This window comes from Bartonella taylorii (assembly GCF_023920105.1).
In the GTDB taxonomy this organism is placed as follows: domain Bacteria; phylum Pseudomonadota; class Alphaproteobacteria; order Rhizobiales; family Rhizobiaceae; genus Bartonella; species Bartonella taylorii.
This window is the reverse complement of record NZ_CP083693.1, coordinates 1327217-1344542: the sequence shown is the minus strand read 5'-3', so window position 1 is coordinate 1344542 and position 17326 is coordinate 1327217. Positions and strand designations below refer to the sequence as shown.

The following is a 17326-nucleotide window of genomic DNA, read 5'->3' as shown; positions in this document are numbered from 1 at the left end:
TGCTGGTGATGGAAACAATCCCCTTTTTGCTTTCGCTTGGAATGGCGGAATTGTTTCCTCAATCACATTATTTAACGCCTGAAGAAGAAAAGCATTTACACGCAGGTTCTGATGGCAACAGGCGTATGTTCTATAATGGTATTTTTACCACACCAGATGAGGCAGCCCGTTATGCAGTACAGTTGGCGGATAATGAGCATGAGCCATTTTATTTTACAGCTTTTCCAAAAGCTGATTCATGGGAAGTAGAGCTCGGGGTAGCTTTTTATCAGGATTTTCTGGAAGGTAATTTTTGGGGGCTGAGTAATTCGACAAAGAAGTTTCAGGATTTTATGTATCGTTATGGCAACACAGGAGCGATTGTTGATGCGCATAGCCGTGGTAGTCTGACAGTGGGTAATGGAATGCGTGACTTTGAAAAGCACGGCATCCACGGTATAGGGTACAAAACAGATATCCGTTTTTTGGGACCAGCTGATAACGCTGCATCTATGGCAAATACGGTATATTTCGTAAGCGATGGCAAAAAAGATCATATTTACTTACAAAACCATCTATTTGACCCCGTTGGTATAAGCATTGGTCACAATCTGCCTACTTTTTATAAGGTACCCTTGGAGTTCCCCTATGTATTATTTCCAGCAGCAATTCCAATGAGAGAGGTAGGGGGAGCGCTATTAGGCTCTTACCCTAGCACCCATAATTGCTATGGTAATGCGGGTGATGCATGTAAATCGCGCTATGGAACACCTCATACTATAGCAATTTATTCACCTTATGCAATTTTAGATTATTTAGGTTATTTATGGAGGAAAAAATGAACACACTGTTTAAACTATTGAGTGCAATGATTTTGTTAAGTATACCTGCTGGATGTGAGGGGTTTTTCGCGCCTCCTCCAGGATACATATACATGTGGGAGAAATTAGGTGCAGATAAGCTTGAGGTAAAAAAAGCATTGTTAGAATGTGGCATGCCAACACCTTATGATGAGGACTCAGAAAATAGAGAGGTGAGTATCAATGCGAAAGCAACAATTTATGCATGTATGATTCAAGCAGGGTTTCGCTATAAAGATAAAGCGGTGTCGAGGGCGGGGGGATGGTGTTATACTTTTAAAGAGGAAAACCTCCCCATCTGTCAGCCAGGGGCTGTCATTCCTCAACGAAGTGTCAAGAAGCGCTTGAATAGCCCTTATTGTAAAAAAAGTCCAGTACAACCTGAATGCAAACCTTAAGTCTTGCTTGTGATGGTCAACAATCCCTCATCTTTGCTTTCGCTTGGAATGGCGGGATTGTTTCCTCAATTGCATTATTTAACACCTGAAGAAGAAAAGCATTTACACGCAGGTTCTGATGGCAACAGGCGTATGTTCTATAATGGTATTTTTAACACACCAGATGAGGCAGCCCGTAATGCGGTTCAGTTGGCTGATAATGCGCATGAACCCCTTTATTTTACCTACCACCCCCAAGCTAAAGATAAGCTAGTAGAGTTCGGGGTAGCAATTTATGAGTATTTTGGGGGATGGAGTAATTCGACCAAGAAATTCCAAGATTTTGCCTCTCGTTATGGTAATGATGGGGCGATTGTTAGTGCGCATAGTCGTGGTAGCTTAACAGTAGGCAATGGACTACGTGACTTTGAAAAGCGCGGCATCCACGGTATAGCAGAAAAAACAGATATTTATCTTTATGGACCAGCGGATCATGCTCAATCGATAGCGAATGCATTATATGTCGTAAGCGATGGCAAAAATGATCATGTTTACTTACAAAGCCATGCATTTGACCCTATTAGTACTTTGTTTGGTTACAATGCACCTACTTTTTATAAAGTACCTTTAAATCTAGATGTTTCACTTTTGGAGAAAGGTATAAAAAATCCTTTATATATGACGCTGTTTGTAGGAAACAGTTTATTGACTACAGCAACCTCTCCATTGATAGAGGGAGGGAGGGCGTTAGGCGGTTATGATCCTAGTCCCCATAATTGTTATGGTGATGCAAGTAAAGCGTGTAAAACTAATTATGGAACATCTCCTACTAAACAAATTCATTCAATTTATTCGACTTTAGATCATTTATGGAAGAAAAAATGAGACAAATTTTAAAATTATTGAGTGGGATAGTTTTATTAAGTGTGACTGGATGTGACATATCAAAAATTGACAGCAGTCCTCCAGAGTACGTGAGTATGTGGGAGAAGGCAGGTGCAGATTCTACTGAGGTAGGAAAAGCCCTCTTAGAATGTGGAATGCCGAGCCTTATTGATGCTGATTCAGAAAATAGAAAGCTTAGTGTTAATGAGGATGCAACAATTTATGCTTGCATGGTTCAAGCAGGATTCCATTATAAAGGGAGAGGAAACTGGTGTTATACATTTAGAGAAGAAAACCTTCCCATTTGTCAGCTTGGTGCTGTCATCCCACAGAGAAGTGTCGAAAAGCGCTTAAACAGCCCGTTTTGTAAAAGGTATAAAAACGCGGATGAATGCCAGCCTTAAGTTTTTCTATTGGTGATGATCAACAATCCCCCTCCTTGCCTTCACTTGGAATGGTGGGATTGTTTCCTCAATTGCATTATTTAACACCTGAGGAAGAGAAGTATTTACACGCAGGTTCTGATGGTAACAGGCGTATGTTTTACAATGGTATTTTTAACACACCAGATGACGCAGCCCGTTATGCGGTTCAGTTAGTTGATAATGAGCATGAGCCATTTTATTTTACAGCTTTTCCAAAAGCTGATTCATGGGAAGTAGAGCTCGGGGTAGCTTTTTATCAGGATTTTCTGGAAGGTAATTTTGGGGGGTGAGTAATTCGACAAAGAAGTTTCAGGATTTTATGTATCGTTATGGCAATACAGGGGCGATTGTTGATGCGCATAGCCGTGGTAGTTTGACAGTGGGTAATGGAATGCGTGACTTTGCAAAGCATGGCATCCACGGTATAGGGTATAAAACAGATATCCGTTTTTTTGGACCAGCTGATAACGCTATATCGGTAGCGAATGCGCTATATTATGTGAGCGATGGCAAAAAAGATCATATTTACTTACAAAACCATCTACTTGACCCCGTTGGTATAAGCATTGGTCACAATCTGCCTACTTTTTATAAGGTACCCTTGAAGTTTCCCTATGTATTATTTCCACCAGCAATTCCAATAATAGAACAAGGGAGAGCACTATTGGGCTATGATGCTAGCACGCATAATTGTTATGGTAATGCAAGTAAAGAATGTATTGGGCGCTATGGAACACCTCATACTGCAACAATTTATTCATCTGATGCAATTTTAGATTATTTAGGTTATTCAAGGAAGAAAAAATGAAACAAATCTTAAAATTATTAAGTGGGATAGTCCTGTTAAGTATCACTGGATGTGATATTGAAAACATCGATAAGTCTCCTCCAGGTGAGGTATATTGGTGGGAGAAGCCAGGAGCAGATTTTACTGAGATAGGAAAAGCTCTGTTGGAATGTGGTATGCCGAGTCCTAATGATCTTGATTCAGAAAATAGAGAGGTAAGCAATAATGGATGGGCAACAATTCATGCTTGTATGATCCAAGCAGGATTCCATTATAAAGGGAGAGGTAACTGGTGTTATACTTTTAAAGAGGAAAACCTCCCCATTTGTCGTCCAGGCGCTGTTATTCCACAACGAAGTGTCAAGAAGCGCTTAAATAGCCCGTTTTGTAAACAGTATAAAAATAGTCGCAAATGCCAGCCTTAAGTCTTGCTGTTTGTGATGATCAACAATCCCTCATCCTTGCCTTCGTTTGGAATGGCGGGATTGTTTCCTCAATCACATTATTTAACGGATGAAGAAAAGTAGCATTTGCAAGCAGGCTCAGATGGCAACAGGCGTATGTTCTATAATGGTATTTTTACCTCACCCGATGAGGCAGCCCGTAATGCGGTTCAGTTGGCTGATAATGAACATGAACCCCTGTATTTTACAGTCTTTCCAAAAGCTAATTCATGGGAAGTAGAGCTCGGGGTAGCTTTTTATCAGAAGTTTCTAGAAGGCAACTTTGGGGGGCTGAGTAATTCGACAAAGAAGTTTCAGGATTTTATGTATCTCTATGGCAATACAGGAGCGATTGTTGATGCGCATAGCCGTGGTAGTCTGACAGTGGGTAATGGAATGCGTGACTTTGAAAAGCATGGCATCCACGGTATAGGATACAAAACAAAAATTGATACCTTTGGACCGGCTTTTAATATTCAAATTATGGCAAATACGTTAGATTATGTAAGTGATGGCCACCAAACCCATATTGGCTTGGAAAATCACGCAGATGACTTTGTAGGTGTAGTGTTTGGCCAAAATCCCACTACTTTTTATAAGAGACCCCCTGGTAGTGGTCCTTGGAAAGAAGCAGGGAAAATAATATGGAGTTATCCTAGCCCTCATGCTTGTTATGGTAACGCTGGGAAAAGATGCCAAAAGGCTTATGGTTCACCTCACCGTATACAAATTGATTCAAATAAATCAGGGAGGAAAAAATGAAACAAATCTTGAAATTATTAAGTGGAATAGTTTTGTTCATTATAGCTGGATGTAATTTTTTTAAGCCTTCTCCGGGGTACATATATATGTGGGAGAAGCCAGGAGCAGACTTTACTGAGGTAGGAAAAGCGTTGTTAGAATGTGGAATGCCAACGCCTTATGATGTCGATCCAGAAAGTAGAGAGCAGAGTATCAATGCACAGGCAACAGTTCATGCGTGCATGATTCAAGCGGGATTCCGCTATAAAAACGAACATGAGGGAGGGTGGTGTTACACTTTTAAAGAGGAAAACCTTCCCATTTGTCAGCCTGGCGCGGTCATTCCTCAACGAAGTGTCAAGAAGCGCTTAAATAGCCCTTTTTGTAAAAAATATAAAAATGCACTTGAATGCCAGCCTTAAGTTTTGCTGTTTGTGATGATCAACAATCCGCCCTCCTTGCCTTTGTTTGGAATGGCGGGATTGTTTTCTCAATCCAACATCTCAATATTGTATGTAAAGCAATATGGCGTAGAATGTACTTAGTAATCCTATAACCAGGTTGCGATACAAGACGGATTTTGTTATCTCTAGGTTGATGAGCTTGAGAAAGCCTTGTTCGTCTTTACGTAACAAGGTTTTCTTTTTATGCCGCGTCGTTATAACGTTGCTGTTTCGCTTGCTCGATGACATTGATAAGATCCGATTGTAACCAACGCGATAAAAAACCAAATTTTAAAGGTTTCGGGAGAGATCCATTGGTCACATGACGGCGGAATGTCGAAACACTCATATGAAGCAATTTTGCACTTTCACGGTCTGTCAAAAGAATATCATTTTCTGTCATACTAAAATCCTTTCTATCAAAAAATGAGAACAAATCATAACTATTTATTAACCATATTTTACATCATATGAAAGGTATTTAGTCTATAAAAAACAGTGTTTTATTATAGTTTTTCTGATGTGATAATTTATGAATCTTATTGAGATGATATGAGAGAACAGAGAGCTAAAGTTATCCACATATCATGGGGTTATGCACCCCATCTGTTAAGATTGACCAGTGACATATGCCGCCCATTTATCCATATAGATACGACGCTGTTCTAGATAGTCAGTACGACGATAGGCACGCTCTACTTGTCCTCCTACCGTATGACTGAGAATAGTTTCAGCGACCTCATAAGGAGCATCGGTTGTTTCAGCAAGCCAATCGCGTAGACTAGAGCGAAAACCATGGGGGCAGGCATCAAGTTTATTTTTTTTCATATATTTTGACATACAATTCTCAGCAAGGGGGCCCGACCGGAAAAAGACAGAATGAAATCACTTTTAGAGATATAATTGGCTTGTTCAATTACTTTTAGCGCTTCTGAAGATAAAGGGGTACGCGAAATTCTTTTGTCGTATCACGCCTTCCTTTCATATTCTCAGCAGGTATAGTCCATATATTCCCATCAACCTGATCCTTATGAATATGACGTAAGGAATGCGTACGAACTCCTGTCAAAATAAGCAAACGCAAAGCCAGTTGTGTGAGATTTGTTGTTTGGCAAAGTGTTTTATAAAAAGCTGGAACATCTTTCCAATCCATTGCTGGTCTATTAGTGATCTTATGACGTTGTTTTCCTAAGAGCGCGCGTGCTTTTTCTGTTGCTTGTAAATCAACATCTAAACCTAAGGCAGCCGCATGTTTGAGACAAAGTTTGAGACGCATCAATGCTGTCCGAGCAGCTCCAGCTTTTGTATGCCAAATAGGGGCAAGGGTATTGCGTATTTCTTTTTGTGTAATTTCTGAAACGGGAAGACAGCCTAACTTGGGGAGAATATGAAGTTTTAAAGGTAAAAACCAATCCCCAGCTTTACCATCTCCTTTTAATTCAGCTTTACGGCTTTCAAAAGCATCTAAAGCAATGTCTTTTAAATAATGGAGATTGCTTATTGCCTCACGCTTTTGTTTTTCACGTTCTTTAATGGGGTCACGTCCCTCACGTAAAACAGAACGCCACCCAGTTGCTAATTCACGGGCTTGTTTTAAAGAGACATCTCTCAAGGCACCCAAGCCCATTTCGCGACGGCGTCCGTGAATGGTATACCGTAAAATCCATTGAGCACCACCATCTTTACGCTTGTGAAGAAGCAAGCCGGCACCATCATTATATTTTCCAGCCCCCAATGTTGCGACAGCCCTTGCATTAAGACGGTTCATAAGAGCCATTTTTACTCCTTTCTTAAGTATTTTTATCCACACACTCATCCCGCTTATTATGTGCAAGTGAATGGTTTTGATTGATTCAAAATAAACAGGTCTGAAATGAGAGAATCTTAGGATATTCGGGTCTCTCATTCAATATGCAAAACAGTGAATTATCTTTATAAATCAAAGTGTTGCAGGGATGCTGAAGAGCAATTTTTGCCAAATGTGGATTAAAAACCACAATGGAATGCCATTCTGTTTTCTCTACTTTTTGATGGGTATTTTTATCTGTGTAGCTCTCAGAAGTTGCCATACGAAAGTTGACTACCTCACCACCAGATGGCATTGTTTTGCTTTCGGGATCAGCACCAAGGCGCCCGATTAACGTCACTTTATTTAGCATATTTGTAGCCCCATTAGATTTGCAATTTATACATGCAAAATCTTAGCATAATTTGCATATTTTTTCAATTATTTCAAAAGGATATTATTGTTTTTTAACATATTAAATTATATTTAATATGCAAAAAAACATAAATAGTTCAGTGTTCATTTAAAACTCTTGATATACATATATAAATGTATTAACATAAGATATGAAAATAAGATTTGAATGGGATGAAACTAAAGCAAAAAGTAATCTTAGAAAGTACCGTGTAAGTTTTGAAATTGCTGCTCGTGTTTTCGCAGATCCGTTCGCCATGGTTAAACAAGACCGTATTGAAAACGGGGAATATCGTTGGCAAACTTTAGGGCTTGTGGATGGCTTTTTACTGCTGCTCGTAGCGCATACTGTCCATGATGATAAAGATGGTATAGAAGTAATCCGTATTATTTCAGCGCGGCGAGCTAGCTCGAAAGAAAGGAAACGTTATGAAGAAGAAAGTTCGTTATGAAATTGATGTAAGTAACTTATCACCTTTGACAGATAAACAGAGAGTTGAAGTTGATAAACTGGCTGCAATGCCGGACAGTGCAATTGATCATAGTGATATTCCAACACTAGATGATGCATTCTGGAAAAACGCCGTTCGCAATCCATTCTATAAACCGACCAAAACTGTCACAACAGTGCGTGTGGATTCAGACGTTCTAGCATGGCTTAAAAGTCAAGGGAAAGGATATCAAACGCGGATTAACGCCATTTTACGTGACGCCATGCTTCGTTCAATGCGTTGACCTCTTTCCTGCTACAAAGAGTATCAAGCAGCTTCTGATAGTTTTTTTATTTCTTTGTTTATTTCCTCTATGAGGGGCTCGTAATTCAGAACGCTTTTCGGAACATTACCACCGTAAACCCATGCTTTTACTTGCGCTTTGGTGCTGAAATCTGCATTCTTAGGTGTTTTGTAATACTGACCACCATCAAACTTTTCACACTCTCTTGTGCCATCAGGATATTCGTAGAGGTTGTAAAAATACTCGGCCGCTCCGTCTCCCCAAGGGACATAACCAACAGCTGTTGCAACAAACTTTTTTTGCATTGGCTGTTTACGGTTTTTTAAGAATAGATCTTTTAATATTCTCATGCTTTTAGTCCATAATTTTACCAACTGGTTTATTTGACTCAAATTTGACCGTACAGAGCTGTTTTAATTCATAACATGTTTATCATAAAATATTTAAATCGCTCTCTACGGTGCCATTTTATCGATTTAAATGCATGTCTAATCGTAAAATGATCAGTACTTTTCACTATTTTGCTGTTTTCCTTCAATGTCCTTTAAAATTTCTTCAAGACCTCTTTGAAGCTTTTCCAAGCGGACTGATGTTAACGGTGTCTCTTGTGCTTTTTCCGTTCTCTCAGGTTTTTCAAGGTTCTTTAGAAGGCGATCTGCACGAAAGCGAATATCGCTTTCAAGCTTTTCGCAATAACGATAAAAATCTGCTGTTGATGGCATAAATGTTGGATTTAATCCCTCTGCTTTGCCTTTCAAAACGTTCTTTGTTGCTGTTTGCAATACCCAGCTGCTCACACCTTCAAGAGCGTAAAGATACGCAAGCGCTGTTGATTTTGCGTCTGATCCAAATTGGCTTTTGAGACCACTTGAAAGGACAAGATACGTCGTTTGGATTTCCTCTTCGCTCGCTTTTTTTCAAGCTTTTTCAACGCATCATTGACTAATGAAGTAACTCTCTCCGCTTCTGCAATCGACGGTTTTTGCCCCGCTTTCCAAAGGAATGGTGGTTCGGTTATCATCCTCGAAGAGAAATTTGTATGCACTATCTGAATTTTTGATATCGGACATGTACTGTGCAACGCGATAATTCCACCCGCGCTGTTGTCCTGTTTGGGAATTGGCTTGTGTTCCATAATTTTCTCCTTGTTTGTAACTTTTTGAATTTCTCACCCAGTTACACCATGTTGCTTGCCAATCGATTTTGGTTGCATTTGTTCCGGCTTTTGAACGCCAATAATCTCGGAATTTTGCAATCTCGACTTTCACGCGCTCCGGAGGCAAGCCCTCTGCAATGGCAAAATCGTAATCGGGTTCAAAATCCGCAGGCAATCGACAACCGCGATTAGCTTTCGCTCGTTTTGCTTTTTCTGGAACGCTTTCTTGCTCGTGAATGGGAGGTTGGTTGTCTAGTGAGGTTGCGATTTGCTCTGATGTGGTTTCAACAGCAGCAACCTCAGTTGGCTCATCAACCTGTTCGTTTGTTTCTAAATTTTCAGAACCAATTTCTTTTTTTGCTAAAACGATAGTTTTAGTTTTTTTATTATATATGTTATTGTTATTGTTAATGGCATAATTAAGCATTGCTTGTGCATTGCTAGCGTCATGTTTAGCATTATGCTTAGCATCCTTAAGCATTGCTTTAGCATCATGCTTAGCATCTTGATCATCACTAATTGTTTTTGCTTTATGATGTTTTGCCCATTTTGCTTGCGCTGCTTTCTGTGCTCTCTCTGAAAATTTATTTAAATTTTCGTTTGAGTTATTGAGTTCTTCCTCAACATCTGAACTCCACAAACGACGATCTTCTAAACAAATGATGTGTCCAGATCTAAATAAATACTCTAATGCCTTTTGAAATCTTTTTACTGAACAACAAGTAAAATGAGATAATATTCGTGAATCATTCAAAAGAGGCTCACGCGTGTGTAACATTCTTATCCGCCACTTCACATAAACATTGACTTCCATAGGCAGTAAATCAGAGAGTTTAAATAGCCACTGGTCTGTATTAAGTCTCGTCCATGGTATTTTACTGGACATATATACCCCCTTCTTTCATTAAATATAAAATTGCCAAAGCATCTGGTTCGTTGTCGTCTTTCGGATTGTGTCCTTTTGTACGCACTGCCTTAATCATTTCTTCTTTTGAGGCATTGCCTTTCCCTGTTGTTGCCTTCTTAATTGTACCAACGGGAATGCCTTCATATGGTATCTGATGATGTTCACACCACGCTGTTAAGGTTGCTAGAAAGCCCCCATAAATATGAGAAGCGTCTGTACCCACATGCCGGCGCACCTTTTCAAAATACACCGCGTCAATTTCATCAACAGATCTCTTTAGTTCAGTAAGCCACCGTTTAAAGCGTAAATAACGCATACCACCGCCTTCAAAACGGCGTGATTGAAAATGCTCTGTATCGCTTGTTATATGACCATCCGCACTGCATATCGCCCAGCTTGTCTTGGTCCCTAGATCAAGACATAAAATGGTTTGTGCGTTAGTGATCATACCCGCCCCTTAAGGCTCTACGTATTGATATGTGTGCTATGACAGAACGTGTTGTGATTGCTTGTCTTGCAAAAATGTTTTTGAAAAAGTATCCTCCCAATGATTCTAAAAAAGTGGGGGGAGTTATGATGCAAGAATGGATAAAGATATTTCTTACAGGTTTTGTATCATTTGTTGTGTCGCTTTCTGTAGCGCTTATTTTAAGAAATAAAGACCGTAAAGAAGCTGCTAAAATCCGCAAAGATGATTTAGAAAAAGCTGCAAAGAAACGAGAAGAAGATAGGGAATGGGCAACCAAGCAATTTGCAGAAAGCCAAAAACAAACAGCAGCTCTTAAAAAACAAGCTGATTCGACAAAAGACCTTGCCGAATCGTCAAAACGGTTATTATCTGATTCAAGAAAAGACTTAGAGATCATAGCGTCTTTAGAGCCACCAGAGCAAAGAAATGGTTTCTTATATAATGAGTTCGTATTGAAGATTACAAATCTAACAACAGGATGTATTGCAATAAGAAACATACAAATATCAGAAAACTGCCCCTTTGAATTTCTGGAAAACGCTTGTTGGTTTAAAGACGATCAGTCTGATCTATCAAAAGATTTCGTCGTCATTAAGAGAACAACTCCCAAACACATTTCTTTAAAACCCAAAGAGATCAAATCGAATGCTACAGAAGCGCTTGCTATAAGTTTATTTTGTATACCTTATAAAGAGTACAATTATTTTTACTTACGATTAAGTTTAAGCAAATCTGAATATAATTTGCACAACATTGTAAATGGTACTCTTAAATACACGTCACTCGACAATCCAGATGAATTAATCACTATTAAGTTCGGGGATATAGCACCACGTTTGGAACAGCGTCATGACGATGACTATTACGATTGCTATTACGAATTTTAATTAATAATCCTCATTTTTGGGATTAATGACGGCAAAATTAAAAGCATTCTCCTGAAAAAATAAAATCGATCAATCTTGGTTCTCCTTTTTTGTTGATTAAGTAAATTATTTTATTATTTAGTTTATCAATTAGCTCCATTTGTGAAGCCAACTTTAATCTTTGTTCATACAGTGTCTTACTTTTTTGCTTAATTAAAGAGGATAGGTTTTCAAGTACTACTTGCTGTTGTTCAATTGACTTATCTCGCTCTGCAAGAGTGGCTTCATGCCATCTCATCCAACTATCAAATTGTGACTTATGCCATTCTTCTCGTTTTTTAAGAATTGTTGTGTGAGTTTCGTGTCGTTTCACAAGATCTTCTACGCTACAGTCACGATATGGTATTTTTTTCCATTCTTCCACCAATCTATCTCCATTCTCAATTTTCGTATTACAACCTATTAATCTACAAATCCGTGTGTAGAGTTTCTTCAATATTCCGTTTCTCATGATCTTTCTTCTTTAAGAGTGTGAAGGGGTCTGTTGTAACATGCTGCGCTGTCTACACGCTTTCACACGAACAGGAGAACAATCAACGAATGCGGATGTTGAAGATAGTTTAGAGTCACATGATTGCGCCCTATAAAAAAACGAGAAAAAGTCTTCTGCCTTAATCGGTGCTCCAATTCTCTTGGCCTCATTCAAAAGAATTGGGATATGTTTTGTCGGAATTCTCCCACCAGTTCCACCTTTTGATACAGGACGGAGCCAGACGTACACGCGTGTTCTATGAACCCCAAGCAACTGAGATGCTCTACGAACCCCACCTAATAAATTTATTATTTCCGAAAATTGTTTCATAAGTCATATTGTAGCTTATTTAGGTACAAAATCAATAGAAAATGTAACGAAAATCACAAAAGATTTTTTTTCTAACAAAGATATAATGGAAATCATGAATAACATTATGAAAATTTGGCTAAGTGAAGCCTTACAAGAATCTGGATTATCTCAATCATCGCTTGCCAGACAACTAAGTGAGAAGGTGCATCGCCCTATCTACCGCTCTGCAGTCAATAAAATGCTGACAGGTGAACGAGGAATAAGTGCACAAGAAGGTATAGCAATTGAGGAAATCACAAAATACCCACTTCCACGAAAAAAAACTATACCGTTAATGGGTTATGTAGGAGCAGGTTCAGAAATTATCCCCTATGAAGATGGTTGGCTTGAAGAAGTGGAAATACCCCCGTATATTACAAAAGATACATACGCAGTAAAAGTTGAAGGCGACTCAATGGAACCTTTCATTGAGGATAAATCTATTTTGTTTTATTCAGAAAACATTTCTCCAAGTTTACTTCTTAATAAAAAAGCAATTGTCTATACGCAAGATGGACGTTGTTTTGTCAAAATAATAAAGCAAGGTAGTAAGTCTGGTTTATTTAATTTAGAGAGTTTAAATAGGTTGTATCCAGAAATAAAAGACATTGCATTAATTTGGGCTGCGCCTATAGACTGGATAAAGCCGCCGAGATTTTAAAATAATTAAATCATATGAGCATAATTTTCTTCTTATCGTATATTTCTGTTAAGGAGAGAATTATGCAAATATTTGCAAAATAATCGATTAGAATATTAAAATTCAATGTAGTTAGCATTACTAAAGCTCTAGCCATTCTAAACATATACCCCTTTTTTAGTAATTACAGTTTTAATTTTCTAAGTGACTTTTTATATTTATGTAAAAAATTTCTAAAATAGGTACATATGTATTAACACATATTCCTAAATACGCTACATTGATATCCATAAACCGCAAACAAACAATCGCCAAGAGGCGTTAGAGGGGGGTAATTATGGAAAAGCCAATTCTTATTAATTCTGATGAAATTTTATTAGTTGTCTACGGTGATGATCAACACATTGGAGAGTCAGGTCCACTTGATGAAAACCAAGTTTTAGAGATTGTTGATGAGGCAGATGATACCGTAAAAATCTTTCGTGTAAATCCTTCTGAGAAAAGTTGCGAAGATATCTCTGAAGAAATTGCAGAAGTGTACATACAAGAAAACGGCTGGTTTCTTGATCAAGATCGTTATGTTCATCCTTTTATACGCGAAAGTGATGCCTACGAAGGACTTTTAAATGATCTTTCAGACGAAAAATATAATGATGAGATGTTCGGTACCTATGAACAGCAACACCGCTTGCGCCTTCATGACGTGCTTTAAAATCTAAGGGCGTTTTAAAGACGCCCCTTTCAATCCCATCAATATGAGGTCTGTAATGGAAAAGCTTCTTGCTACTCAATACAATATTATTCAGCATCAAAAGGTTCAAACTATTAGCGCTCGTGATTTATATACCTTTTTAGAGGTAAAAACCGAGTTTAGAAAGTGGATAACAAACTGTATTAAAGAACTTAGCTTTAGAGAAGATGTCGACTTTGTACGTTCTACTAAAAAATTATCAAACTCCTCGCGTGGAAATCCTTTTAAAGATTATGCTCTCACTTTAGACACTGCAAAACACATTGCCATTTGTGAACCTGGTCTCAAAGGTAAACAAGTGCGTGAATATTTTCTGAAATGCGAAAAAAAAGCAAATTCAAAAATCAATTATTCAAATCCTGAAACATTAGAAGATTTCTTAAGACATCTAAGACAGCAAATGAAGCACAATGACAATGTTGTCACAACGAACGGAGTGAAGCATGCATAATTTTATCACAACATCTGAAAGAAATTTTCAAAACACAACAGTTCAAACGATGTCTAGTCGTGAAATTGCAGAGTTATGCGGTAAGCAACATAAACACGTTATGCGTGATATTAGCAAATGCTTGAAGAGCTGCACTCTAAAAGTACTGAGCCCAAATTTGGGCTGAGTGAATTTGTAGGTTTTTACAAAGATTCAACAGGTCGCACTCTCCCTTGTTACAACCTCCCTAAACGTGAATGCCTCATTTTAGTTTCTGGTTACAGTATGACATTACGTGCTAGGATTATAGACCGTTGGCAAGAATTGGAAAAGCAAGCAGTAATACCACAAATCGATTACTCAAGCCCTCAGGTTATGCTTGGTGTTTTAACTTATCTCAAAAATGAAAATGAACAAAAAGATAGCATTATTGCAAATTTAAAACCAAAGGCAATGGCTCTTGAAAGCTTACAGCGTCATGACGGACTCTTCGGTCTTACAGAAGCTGCTAAAATACTCGAGATGCAACCAAAACAGTTCATTCTCTTCTTACAGCAAAAAGGTTGGGTTTACAGACGAGCAGCAGGTGGAAATTTGCTTCCTTATCAAGACAAAATCCAAAAGCAACTTATGGATTGTCCAACCATCACACTTCAAACCGCAAGTGGAATAGAAAAAGTCATACCTTGCGCAAAGATCACAGCAAAAGGAATTGGTGTGTTGTCTCAAGAGATTAAAAAACAAAGCATGCATTAAGAGGAGGTTATTATGATAAAAAAGAAATACGAACTGACTGATGAGACAATTAAAGTTGATAGAATAACGCTTTACCGTATCCGTGCATTAAAAGACTTTGGAGATGTTAAAAAAGGTGATCTTGGTGGCTGGGTAGAGAGTGAAAGAAATCTTAGCCATGATGACAATTGCTGGGTTGGTGGTGAGGCATGGGTTTATGAAAATGCCAAGGTTCGTGGTAATGCTGGTGTTGAATACAATGCGCAAATCTTCGGTAATGCACAAATTTATGACAATGCACATGTTTATGGTCTTGTTTATGATAATGCTCGTGTTTTTGGAAAAGCCGTTATATGTAAAAATGCACACATTTCTGGAGATATTAGAATTCAAGATAAAGTATATGTTTTCGATAATATAGATATTTCTGGTAATTTTGAAATTCGTGGAGAAACTTCAATCATCTCCAAAAGTGAATATTCAACAATCTATCCAAGCTACATAAGCCGTTTCTAACCACACAAACAACTTTTAAACACAAGCGTGATTCACGCCACGGGGGAATTGCGCTCAAATAGGAGGAAATCAAGATGAGTGAACTAAGTACTACACAAACGGAATTAGTGAAAAAAACGAACGATTGTGAAATCAAACCTACAGCTATGGAGCTTATTTTAGAAAGAGCTTTAGAAAATGATGTCGATATGGATCGTCTCAAGCGTCTTCTTGAATTGCGAGAACAAGAGATAAAACGACAAGAGCGCCAAAACTTTGTCCGTGATCTTTCTGCTATGCAAATGGAATACAAACATATCGAACAAAACGCCATTAATACACATACTAAAAGCCTCTATACAACGCTTGATAAATATATTGATGCTATCAAAGGACCTCTTGCAACACATCACTTTGCCTTGTTCTCTCGTATCAAAGAGCAGAGTTCAAATAGCATAACTGTAGAAATGACTTTAAAGCATATATCAGGCAATGAAATATCAACAGAAGGAACATTTCCTTTTGATACTACAGGGAGCAAAAACAACATACAAGCGGTTGGCTCTACTCTCACCTACGCACGTAGATATCTCTTAGGCATGCTTCTTAATGTCGCAAGAAAAGAAGACGATACAGATGGCAACACGCTTCTTTCAGGTATCTCTCCTGAACAAATGAATGAAATCAAAGAATTAATTAAAAAAACACAATCTGAAGAAAGTAAGCTTATCTCTTTCGTAGGAACAAAAAATCTAACAGATATGTCTTATCAACAAGCCCAAATCGCTTTGTTTTCTTTGAAAAAAAGCAACGTTCACAAATGAATAAAGCACAACAATCCTTACCACCACAAGAGCAACAAACGGCGGTGTGAGATGGAGCAACGAACAGCAGAATGGTTTCAAGCGCGCTTGGGTAAAGTCACTGCTTCAAACGTTTACAACGTACTCAGTAAGATAGCAAAAGGATTACCTACAAGCAAATATGAAGACTACAAAATCAAACTCATTACAGAGCGCCTAATAGAAGGAATAAGCCAATCTTATATAACACCAGCTATGCAATGGGGCATTGAACATGAGGATGATGCCTTGAAAGTATATGCATTTATTTATGATGCCGAGGTCACAAGGTGCGGGTTTATCCAACACCCCACAATAAAAATGGCAGGAGCAAGTCCTGGTGGATTTGTTGGTGATGACGGTTTAGTTGAAGTTAAATGTCCACAATCGACCACGCATTTGCGCTTCTTTATGGATGGCAAAATCAAACCTGAATATATCGCACAAATGCAATTCCAAATGGCATGTACAGGACGCAAATGGTGCCATTTTATTAGCTATAATCCTAACTTTGTAGGCAGATCTACTGGTTAGAGAATGAAAATCAAACGCGTCAACCGTGACGAGGAACAAATTGAAGAGATTAATAAAGCGGTCGAAATCTTTTTAGGGGAAATAGATCAAGAGATGCAAAAGATTTTGACAAAAGCTGCTTAAACCTATGGGGGTGCTTCCCCCCAGCACCCCCGCCCATTTAATTAATATAAAAAAGAGAAAGGTAATGAGATGATATTTGATGATGGCGATAGATATGTAACGACACGTGAGTGTGCACAGCTTTTTAGTGTATCCACAACAACGATTCGCAATTGGGTGCTTCAGGGGTTGTTTCCGGAGCCATATAAGCTAGGAAGAGCAGTGAGGTGGAGAAAGAAAGAGATCTTAGCATTCACTCCAAAGAAAAATAAGGAGTAAATAGGAGTAAATTAGATAAAGTTGTATAAACCGTAAAGGGTGGTCTAAAAGGTGGTCTAAAAACAGCTTTTTAAAGAAAAAATCTATATATTTCAATACATTAAAAATAGAAGATGGTGCCCAGACGCGGATTCGAACCACGGACACGCGGATTTTCAGTCCGCTGCTCTACCAACTGAGCTATCTGGGCACGTTTCACAAAACACGTGAAACGTGTGCGGTTATAACATTAAAATTTTCTCTGTCCAGTCATCAAAAGAAAAATAATTGATTTTTTATAAGTTTATCTCCTTAATTCTAAGTAATTGTAATTATTCTTTCCATAAAATAAACTTGATAGGTATATTACGATACGTTAGTGT

At 38.3% G+C, this 17326-nt stretch carries 23 protein-coding genes, 1 tRNA gene and 5 pseudogenes; 20 read left to right on the top strand and 9 right to left on the bottom strand.

Annotated elements, in window-relative coordinates:
- Window positions 1-8 precede the first annotated feature (8 nt).
- The 9 genes from LBE40_RS05960 (at window position 9) to LBE40_RS05920 (ending at window position 4919) form a co-directional block, all read left to right on the top strand.
- Complete coding sequence (locus LBE40_RS05960) at window positions 9-821, top strand: hypothetical protein (protein WP_252615170.1); 813 nt, start codon at window positions 9-11, stop codon at window positions 819-821.
- Window positions 818-1237 carry a hypothetical protein gene (locus tag LBE40_RS05955; RefSeq protein ID WP_004860520.1) on the top strand — a complete coding sequence of 140 codons (420 nt, stop codon included), beginning with the start codon at window positions 818-820 and terminating at the stop codon, window positions 1235-1237. Before LBE40_RS05960 ends, LBE40_RS05955 begins: the two co-directional genes overlap by 4 nt.
- Window positions 1238-1249: 12 nt before the next feature.
- Window positions 1250-2101, top strand: coding sequence for a hypothetical protein (locus LBE40_RS05950; protein ID WP_004860523.1), 852 nt, complete (start codon window positions 1250-1252; stop codon window positions 2099-2101).
- Window positions 2098-2505, top strand: coding sequence for a hypothetical protein (locus tag LBE40_RS05945; protein ID WP_004860524.1), 408 nt, complete (start codon window positions 2098-2100; stop codon window positions 2503-2505). Before LBE40_RS05950 ends, LBE40_RS05945 begins: the two co-directional genes overlap by 4 nt.
- Window positions 2493-2816 carry a hypothetical protein gene (locus LBE40_RS05940; RefSeq protein ID WP_004860527.1) on the top strand — a complete coding sequence of 108 codons (324 nt, stop codon included), beginning with the start codon at window positions 2493-2495 and terminating at the stop codon, window positions 2814-2816. Before LBE40_RS05945 ends, LBE40_RS05940 begins: the two co-directional genes overlap by 13 nt.
- The gene (locus LBE40_RS05935) at window positions 2813-3334 is read left to right on the top strand and encodes a hypothetical protein (protein WP_196792901.1); all 522 of its coding nucleotides are present in this window, start codon (window positions 2813-2815) and stop codon (window positions 3332-3334) included. The genes LBE40_RS05940 and LBE40_RS05935 overlap by 4 nt, the downstream gene beginning before the upstream one ends.
- Window positions 3331-3738 carry a hypothetical protein gene (locus tag LBE40_RS05930; RefSeq protein WP_004860532.1) on the top strand — a complete coding sequence of 136 codons (408 nt, stop codon included), beginning with the start codon at window positions 3331-3333 and terminating at the stop codon, window positions 3736-3738. Before LBE40_RS05935 ends, LBE40_RS05930 begins: the two co-directional genes overlap by 4 nt.
- 105 nt (window positions 3739-3843) lie before the next feature.
- The gene (locus LBE40_RS05925) at window positions 3844-4518 is read left to right on the top strand and encodes a hypothetical protein (protein WP_245256413.1); all 675 of its coding nucleotides are present in this window, start codon (window positions 3844-3846) and stop codon (window positions 4516-4518) included.
- Window positions 4515-4919, top strand: a complete 405-nt coding sequence (locus tag LBE40_RS05920) for a hypothetical protein (protein WP_004860535.1) — start codon at window positions 4515-4517, stop codon at window positions 4917-4919. The genes LBE40_RS05925 and LBE40_RS05920 overlap by 4 nt, the downstream gene beginning before the upstream one ends.
- Before the next feature lie 223 nt (window positions 4920-5142).
- On the opposite strand, the gene LBE40_RS05915 is transcribed toward LBE40_RS05920, so the two are convergent.
- The 3 genes and pseudogenes from LBE40_RS05915 to ssb all read right to left on the bottom strand — a co-directional run.
- Window positions 5143-5343 (bottom strand): helix-turn-helix transcriptional regulator, encoded by a 201-nt coding sequence (locus LBE40_RS05915; protein ID WP_004860538.1) that lies wholly within the window; start codon window positions 5341-5343, stop codon window positions 5143-5145.
- Window positions 5344-5549: 206 nt separating this feature from the next.
- Window positions 5550-6717, bottom strand: a pseudogene (locus LBE40_RS05910) (tyrosine-type recombinase/integrase).
- A 178-nt stretch (window positions 6718-6895) separates the two neighbouring features.
- Window positions 6896-7099 (bottom strand): annotated as a pseudogene (ssb, locus tag LBE40_RS05905) (single-stranded DNA-binding protein); the annotation flags it as partial.
- A gap of 193 nt (window positions 7100-7292) precedes the next feature.
- Between ssb and LBE40_RS05900 the strand changes: the two are divergent.
- Window positions 7293-7592 (top strand): BrnT family toxin, encoded by a 300-nt coding sequence (locus tag LBE40_RS05900; protein ID WP_004860550.1) that lies wholly within the window; start codon window positions 7293-7295, stop codon window positions 7590-7592.
- On the top strand, window positions 7570-7875 hold the full coding sequence (locus LBE40_RS05895) for a BrnA antitoxin family protein (RefSeq protein WP_004860553.1): 306 nt from the start codon (window positions 7570-7572) through the stop codon (window positions 7873-7875). The genes LBE40_RS05900 and LBE40_RS05895 overlap by 23 nt, the downstream gene beginning before the upstream one ends.
- Before the next feature lie 23 nt (window positions 7876-7898).
- On the opposite strand, the gene LBE40_RS05890 is transcribed toward LBE40_RS05895, so the two are convergent.
- The 4 genes from LBE40_RS05890 to LBE40_RS05875 form a co-directional block, all read right to left on the bottom strand.
- Window positions 7899-8225 (bottom strand): hypothetical protein, encoded by a 327-nt coding sequence (locus LBE40_RS05890; RefSeq protein ID WP_004860554.1) that lies wholly within the window; start codon window positions 8223-8225, stop codon window positions 7899-7901.
- Window positions 8226-8378: 153 nt separating this feature from the next.
- On the bottom strand, window positions 8379-8657 hold the full coding sequence (locus LBE40_RS05885) for a hypothetical protein (RefSeq protein WP_004860556.1): 279 nt from the start codon (window positions 8655-8657) through the stop codon (window positions 8379-8381).
- 153 nt (window positions 8658-8810) lie between these two features.
- The gene (locus LBE40_RS05880; RefSeq protein ID WP_004860558.1) at window positions 8811-9917 is read right to left on the bottom strand and encodes a DUF1376 domain-containing protein; all 1107 of its coding nucleotides are present in this window, start codon (window positions 9915-9917) and stop codon (window positions 8811-8813) included.
- Entirely contained in the window at window positions 9907-10386 is a 480-nt protein-coding gene (locus LBE40_RS05875; protein WP_004860560.1) for a crossover junction endodeoxyribonuclease RuvC, read from the bottom strand. The genes LBE40_RS05880 and LBE40_RS05875 overlap by 11 nt, the downstream gene beginning before the upstream one ends.
- Before the next feature lie 38 nt (window positions 10387-10424).
- Between LBE40_RS05875 and LBE40_RS05870 the strand changes: the two genes are divergently transcribed.
- Window positions 10425-11294, top strand: coding sequence for a hypothetical protein (locus tag LBE40_RS05870; protein ID WP_245256414.1), 870 nt, complete (start codon window positions 10425-10427; stop codon window positions 11292-11294).
- A 37-nt stretch (window positions 11295-11331) separates the two neighbouring features.
- Here the strand turns inward: LBE40_RS05870 and LBE40_RS05865 are convergent, their stop codons facing one another.
- Window positions 11332-11697: a hypothetical protein gene (locus LBE40_RS05865; RefSeq protein WP_004860564.1), complete on the bottom strand. Its 366-nt coding sequence runs from the start codon at window positions 11695-11697 to the stop codon at window positions 11332-11334.
- Window positions 11698-12220: 523 nt separating this feature from the next.
- Here LBE40_RS05865 and LBE40_RS05860 point away from each other — a divergent pair.
- From LBE40_RS05860 to LBE40_RS05825, 8 genes and pseudogenes are all read left to right on the top strand, one after another.
- Window positions 12221-12817, top strand: coding sequence for a S24 family peptidase (locus tag LBE40_RS05860; protein ID WP_004860569.1), 597 nt, complete (start codon window positions 12221-12223; stop codon window positions 12815-12817).
- A 316-nt stretch (window positions 12818-13133) separates the two neighbouring features.
- On the top strand, window positions 13134-13508 hold the full coding sequence (locus tag LBE40_RS05855; RefSeq protein WP_004860570.1) for a hypothetical protein: 375 nt from the start codon (window positions 13134-13136) through the stop codon (window positions 13506-13508).
- Window positions 13509-13563: 55 nt separating this feature from the next.
- Complete coding sequence (locus tag LBE40_RS05850; RefSeq protein ID WP_004860574.1) at window positions 13564-13998, top strand: antA/AntB antirepressor family protein; 435 nt, start codon at window positions 13564-13566, stop codon at window positions 13996-13998.
- Window positions 13991-14733 (top strand): annotated as a pseudogene (locus LBE40_RS05845) (Rha family transcriptional regulator). The gene LBE40_RS05850 and the pseudogene LBE40_RS05845 overlap by 8 nt, the downstream one beginning before the upstream one ends.
- A gap of 12 nt (window positions 14734-14745) precedes the next feature.
- A complete protein-coding gene (locus tag LBE40_RS05840; protein WP_004860581.1) occupies window positions 14746-15228 on the top strand; it encodes a hypothetical protein in 483 nt (160 codons plus the stop codon).
- A 74-nt stretch (window positions 15229-15302) separates the two neighbouring features.
- Window positions 15303-16081, top strand: a pseudogene (locus LBE40_RS05835) (ERF family protein).
- A 1-nt stretch (window position 16082) separates the two neighbouring features.
- Window positions 16083-16706 (top strand): annotated as a pseudogene (locus LBE40_RS05830) (lambda exonuclease family protein).
- A gap of 69 nt (window positions 16707-16775) precedes the next feature.
- Complete coding sequence (locus LBE40_RS05825; RefSeq protein ID WP_004859858.1) at window positions 16776-16964, top strand: helix-turn-helix transcriptional regulator; 189 nt, start codon at window positions 16776-16778, stop codon at window positions 16962-16964.
- 114 nt (window positions 16965-17078) lie between these two features.
- On the opposite strand, the gene LBE40_RS05820 is transcribed toward LBE40_RS05825, so the two are convergent.
- Window positions 17079-17154, bottom strand: a tRNA-Phe gene (locus tag LBE40_RS05820).
- Window positions 17155-17326: the final 172 nt, after the last annotated feature.

Excerpts from the sequence above, each read along its gene's own strand:
- LBE40_RS05870 (WP_245256414.1), top strand. The coding sequence starts at position 10,425 with ATGACAGAACGTGTTGTGATTGCTTGTCTTGCAAAAATGTTTTTGAAA.
- LBE40_RS05860 (WP_004860569.1), top strand. The coding sequence starts at position 12,221 with ATGGAAATCATGAATAACATTATGAAAATTTGGCTAAGTGAAGCCTTA.
- LBE40_RS05900 (WP_004860550.1), top strand. The coding sequence starts at position 7,293 with ATGAAAATAAGATTTGAATGGGATGAAACTAAAGCAAAAAGTAATCTT.
- LBE40_RS05875 (WP_004860560.1), bottom strand. The coding sequence starts at position 10,386 with ATGATCACTAACGCACAAACCATTTTATGTCTTGATCTAGGGACCAAG.
- LBE40_RS05920 (WP_004860535.1), top strand. The coding sequence starts at position 4,515 with ATGAAACAAATCTTGAAATTATTAAGTGGAATAGTTTTGTTCATTATA.
- LBE40_RS05855 (WP_004860570.1), top strand. The coding sequence starts at position 13,134 with ATGGAAAAGCCAATTCTTATTAATTCTGATGAAATTTTATTAGTTGTC.
- LBE40_RS05895 (WP_004860553.1), top strand. The coding sequence starts at position 7,570 with ATGAAGAAGAAAGTTCGTTATGAAATTGATGTAAGTAACTTATCACCT.
- LBE40_RS05850 (WP_004860574.1), top strand. The coding sequence starts at position 13,564 with ATGGAAAAGCTTCTTGCTACTCAATACAATATTATTCAGCATCAAAAG.
- LBE40_RS05840 (WP_004860581.1), top strand. The coding sequence starts at position 14,746 with ATGATAAAAAAGAAATACGAACTGACTGATGAGACAATTAAAGTTGAT.
- LBE40_RS05960 (WP_252615170.1), top strand. The coding sequence starts at position 9 with ATGGAAACAATCCCCTTTTTGCTTTCGCTTGGAATGGCGGAATTGTTT.
- LBE40_RS05890 (WP_004860554.1), bottom strand. The coding sequence starts at position 8,225 with ATGAGAATATTAAAAGATCTATTCTTAAAAAACCGTAAACAGCCAATG.
- LBE40_RS05880 (WP_004860558.1), bottom strand. The coding sequence starts at position 9,917 with ATGTCCAGTAAAATACCATGGACGAGACTTAATACAGACCAGTGGCTA.
- LBE40_RS05930 (WP_004860532.1), top strand. The coding sequence starts at position 3,331 with ATGAAACAAATCTTAAAATTATTAAGTGGGATAGTCCTGTTAAGTATC.
- LBE40_RS05940 (WP_004860527.1), top strand. The coding sequence starts at position 2,493 with ATGCCAGCCTTAAGTTTTTCTATTGGTGATGATCAACAATCCCCCTCC.
- LBE40_RS05825 (WP_004859858.1), top strand. The coding sequence starts at position 16,776 with ATGATATTTGATGATGGCGATAGATATGTAACGACACGTGAGTGTGCA.
- LBE40_RS05950 (WP_004860523.1), top strand. The coding sequence starts at position 1,250 with ATGGTCAACAATCCCTCATCTTTGCTTTCGCTTGGAATGGCGGGATTG.
- LBE40_RS05915 (WP_004860538.1), bottom strand. The coding sequence starts at position 5,343 with ATGACAGAAAATGATATTCTTTTGACAGACCGTGAAAGTGCAAAATTG.
- LBE40_RS05945 (WP_004860524.1), top strand. The coding sequence starts at position 2,098 with ATGAGACAAATTTTAAAATTATTGAGTGGGATAGTTTTATTAAGTGTG.
- LBE40_RS05955 (WP_004860520.1), top strand. The coding sequence starts at position 818 with ATGAACACACTGTTTAAACTATTGAGTGCAATGATTTTGTTAAGTATA.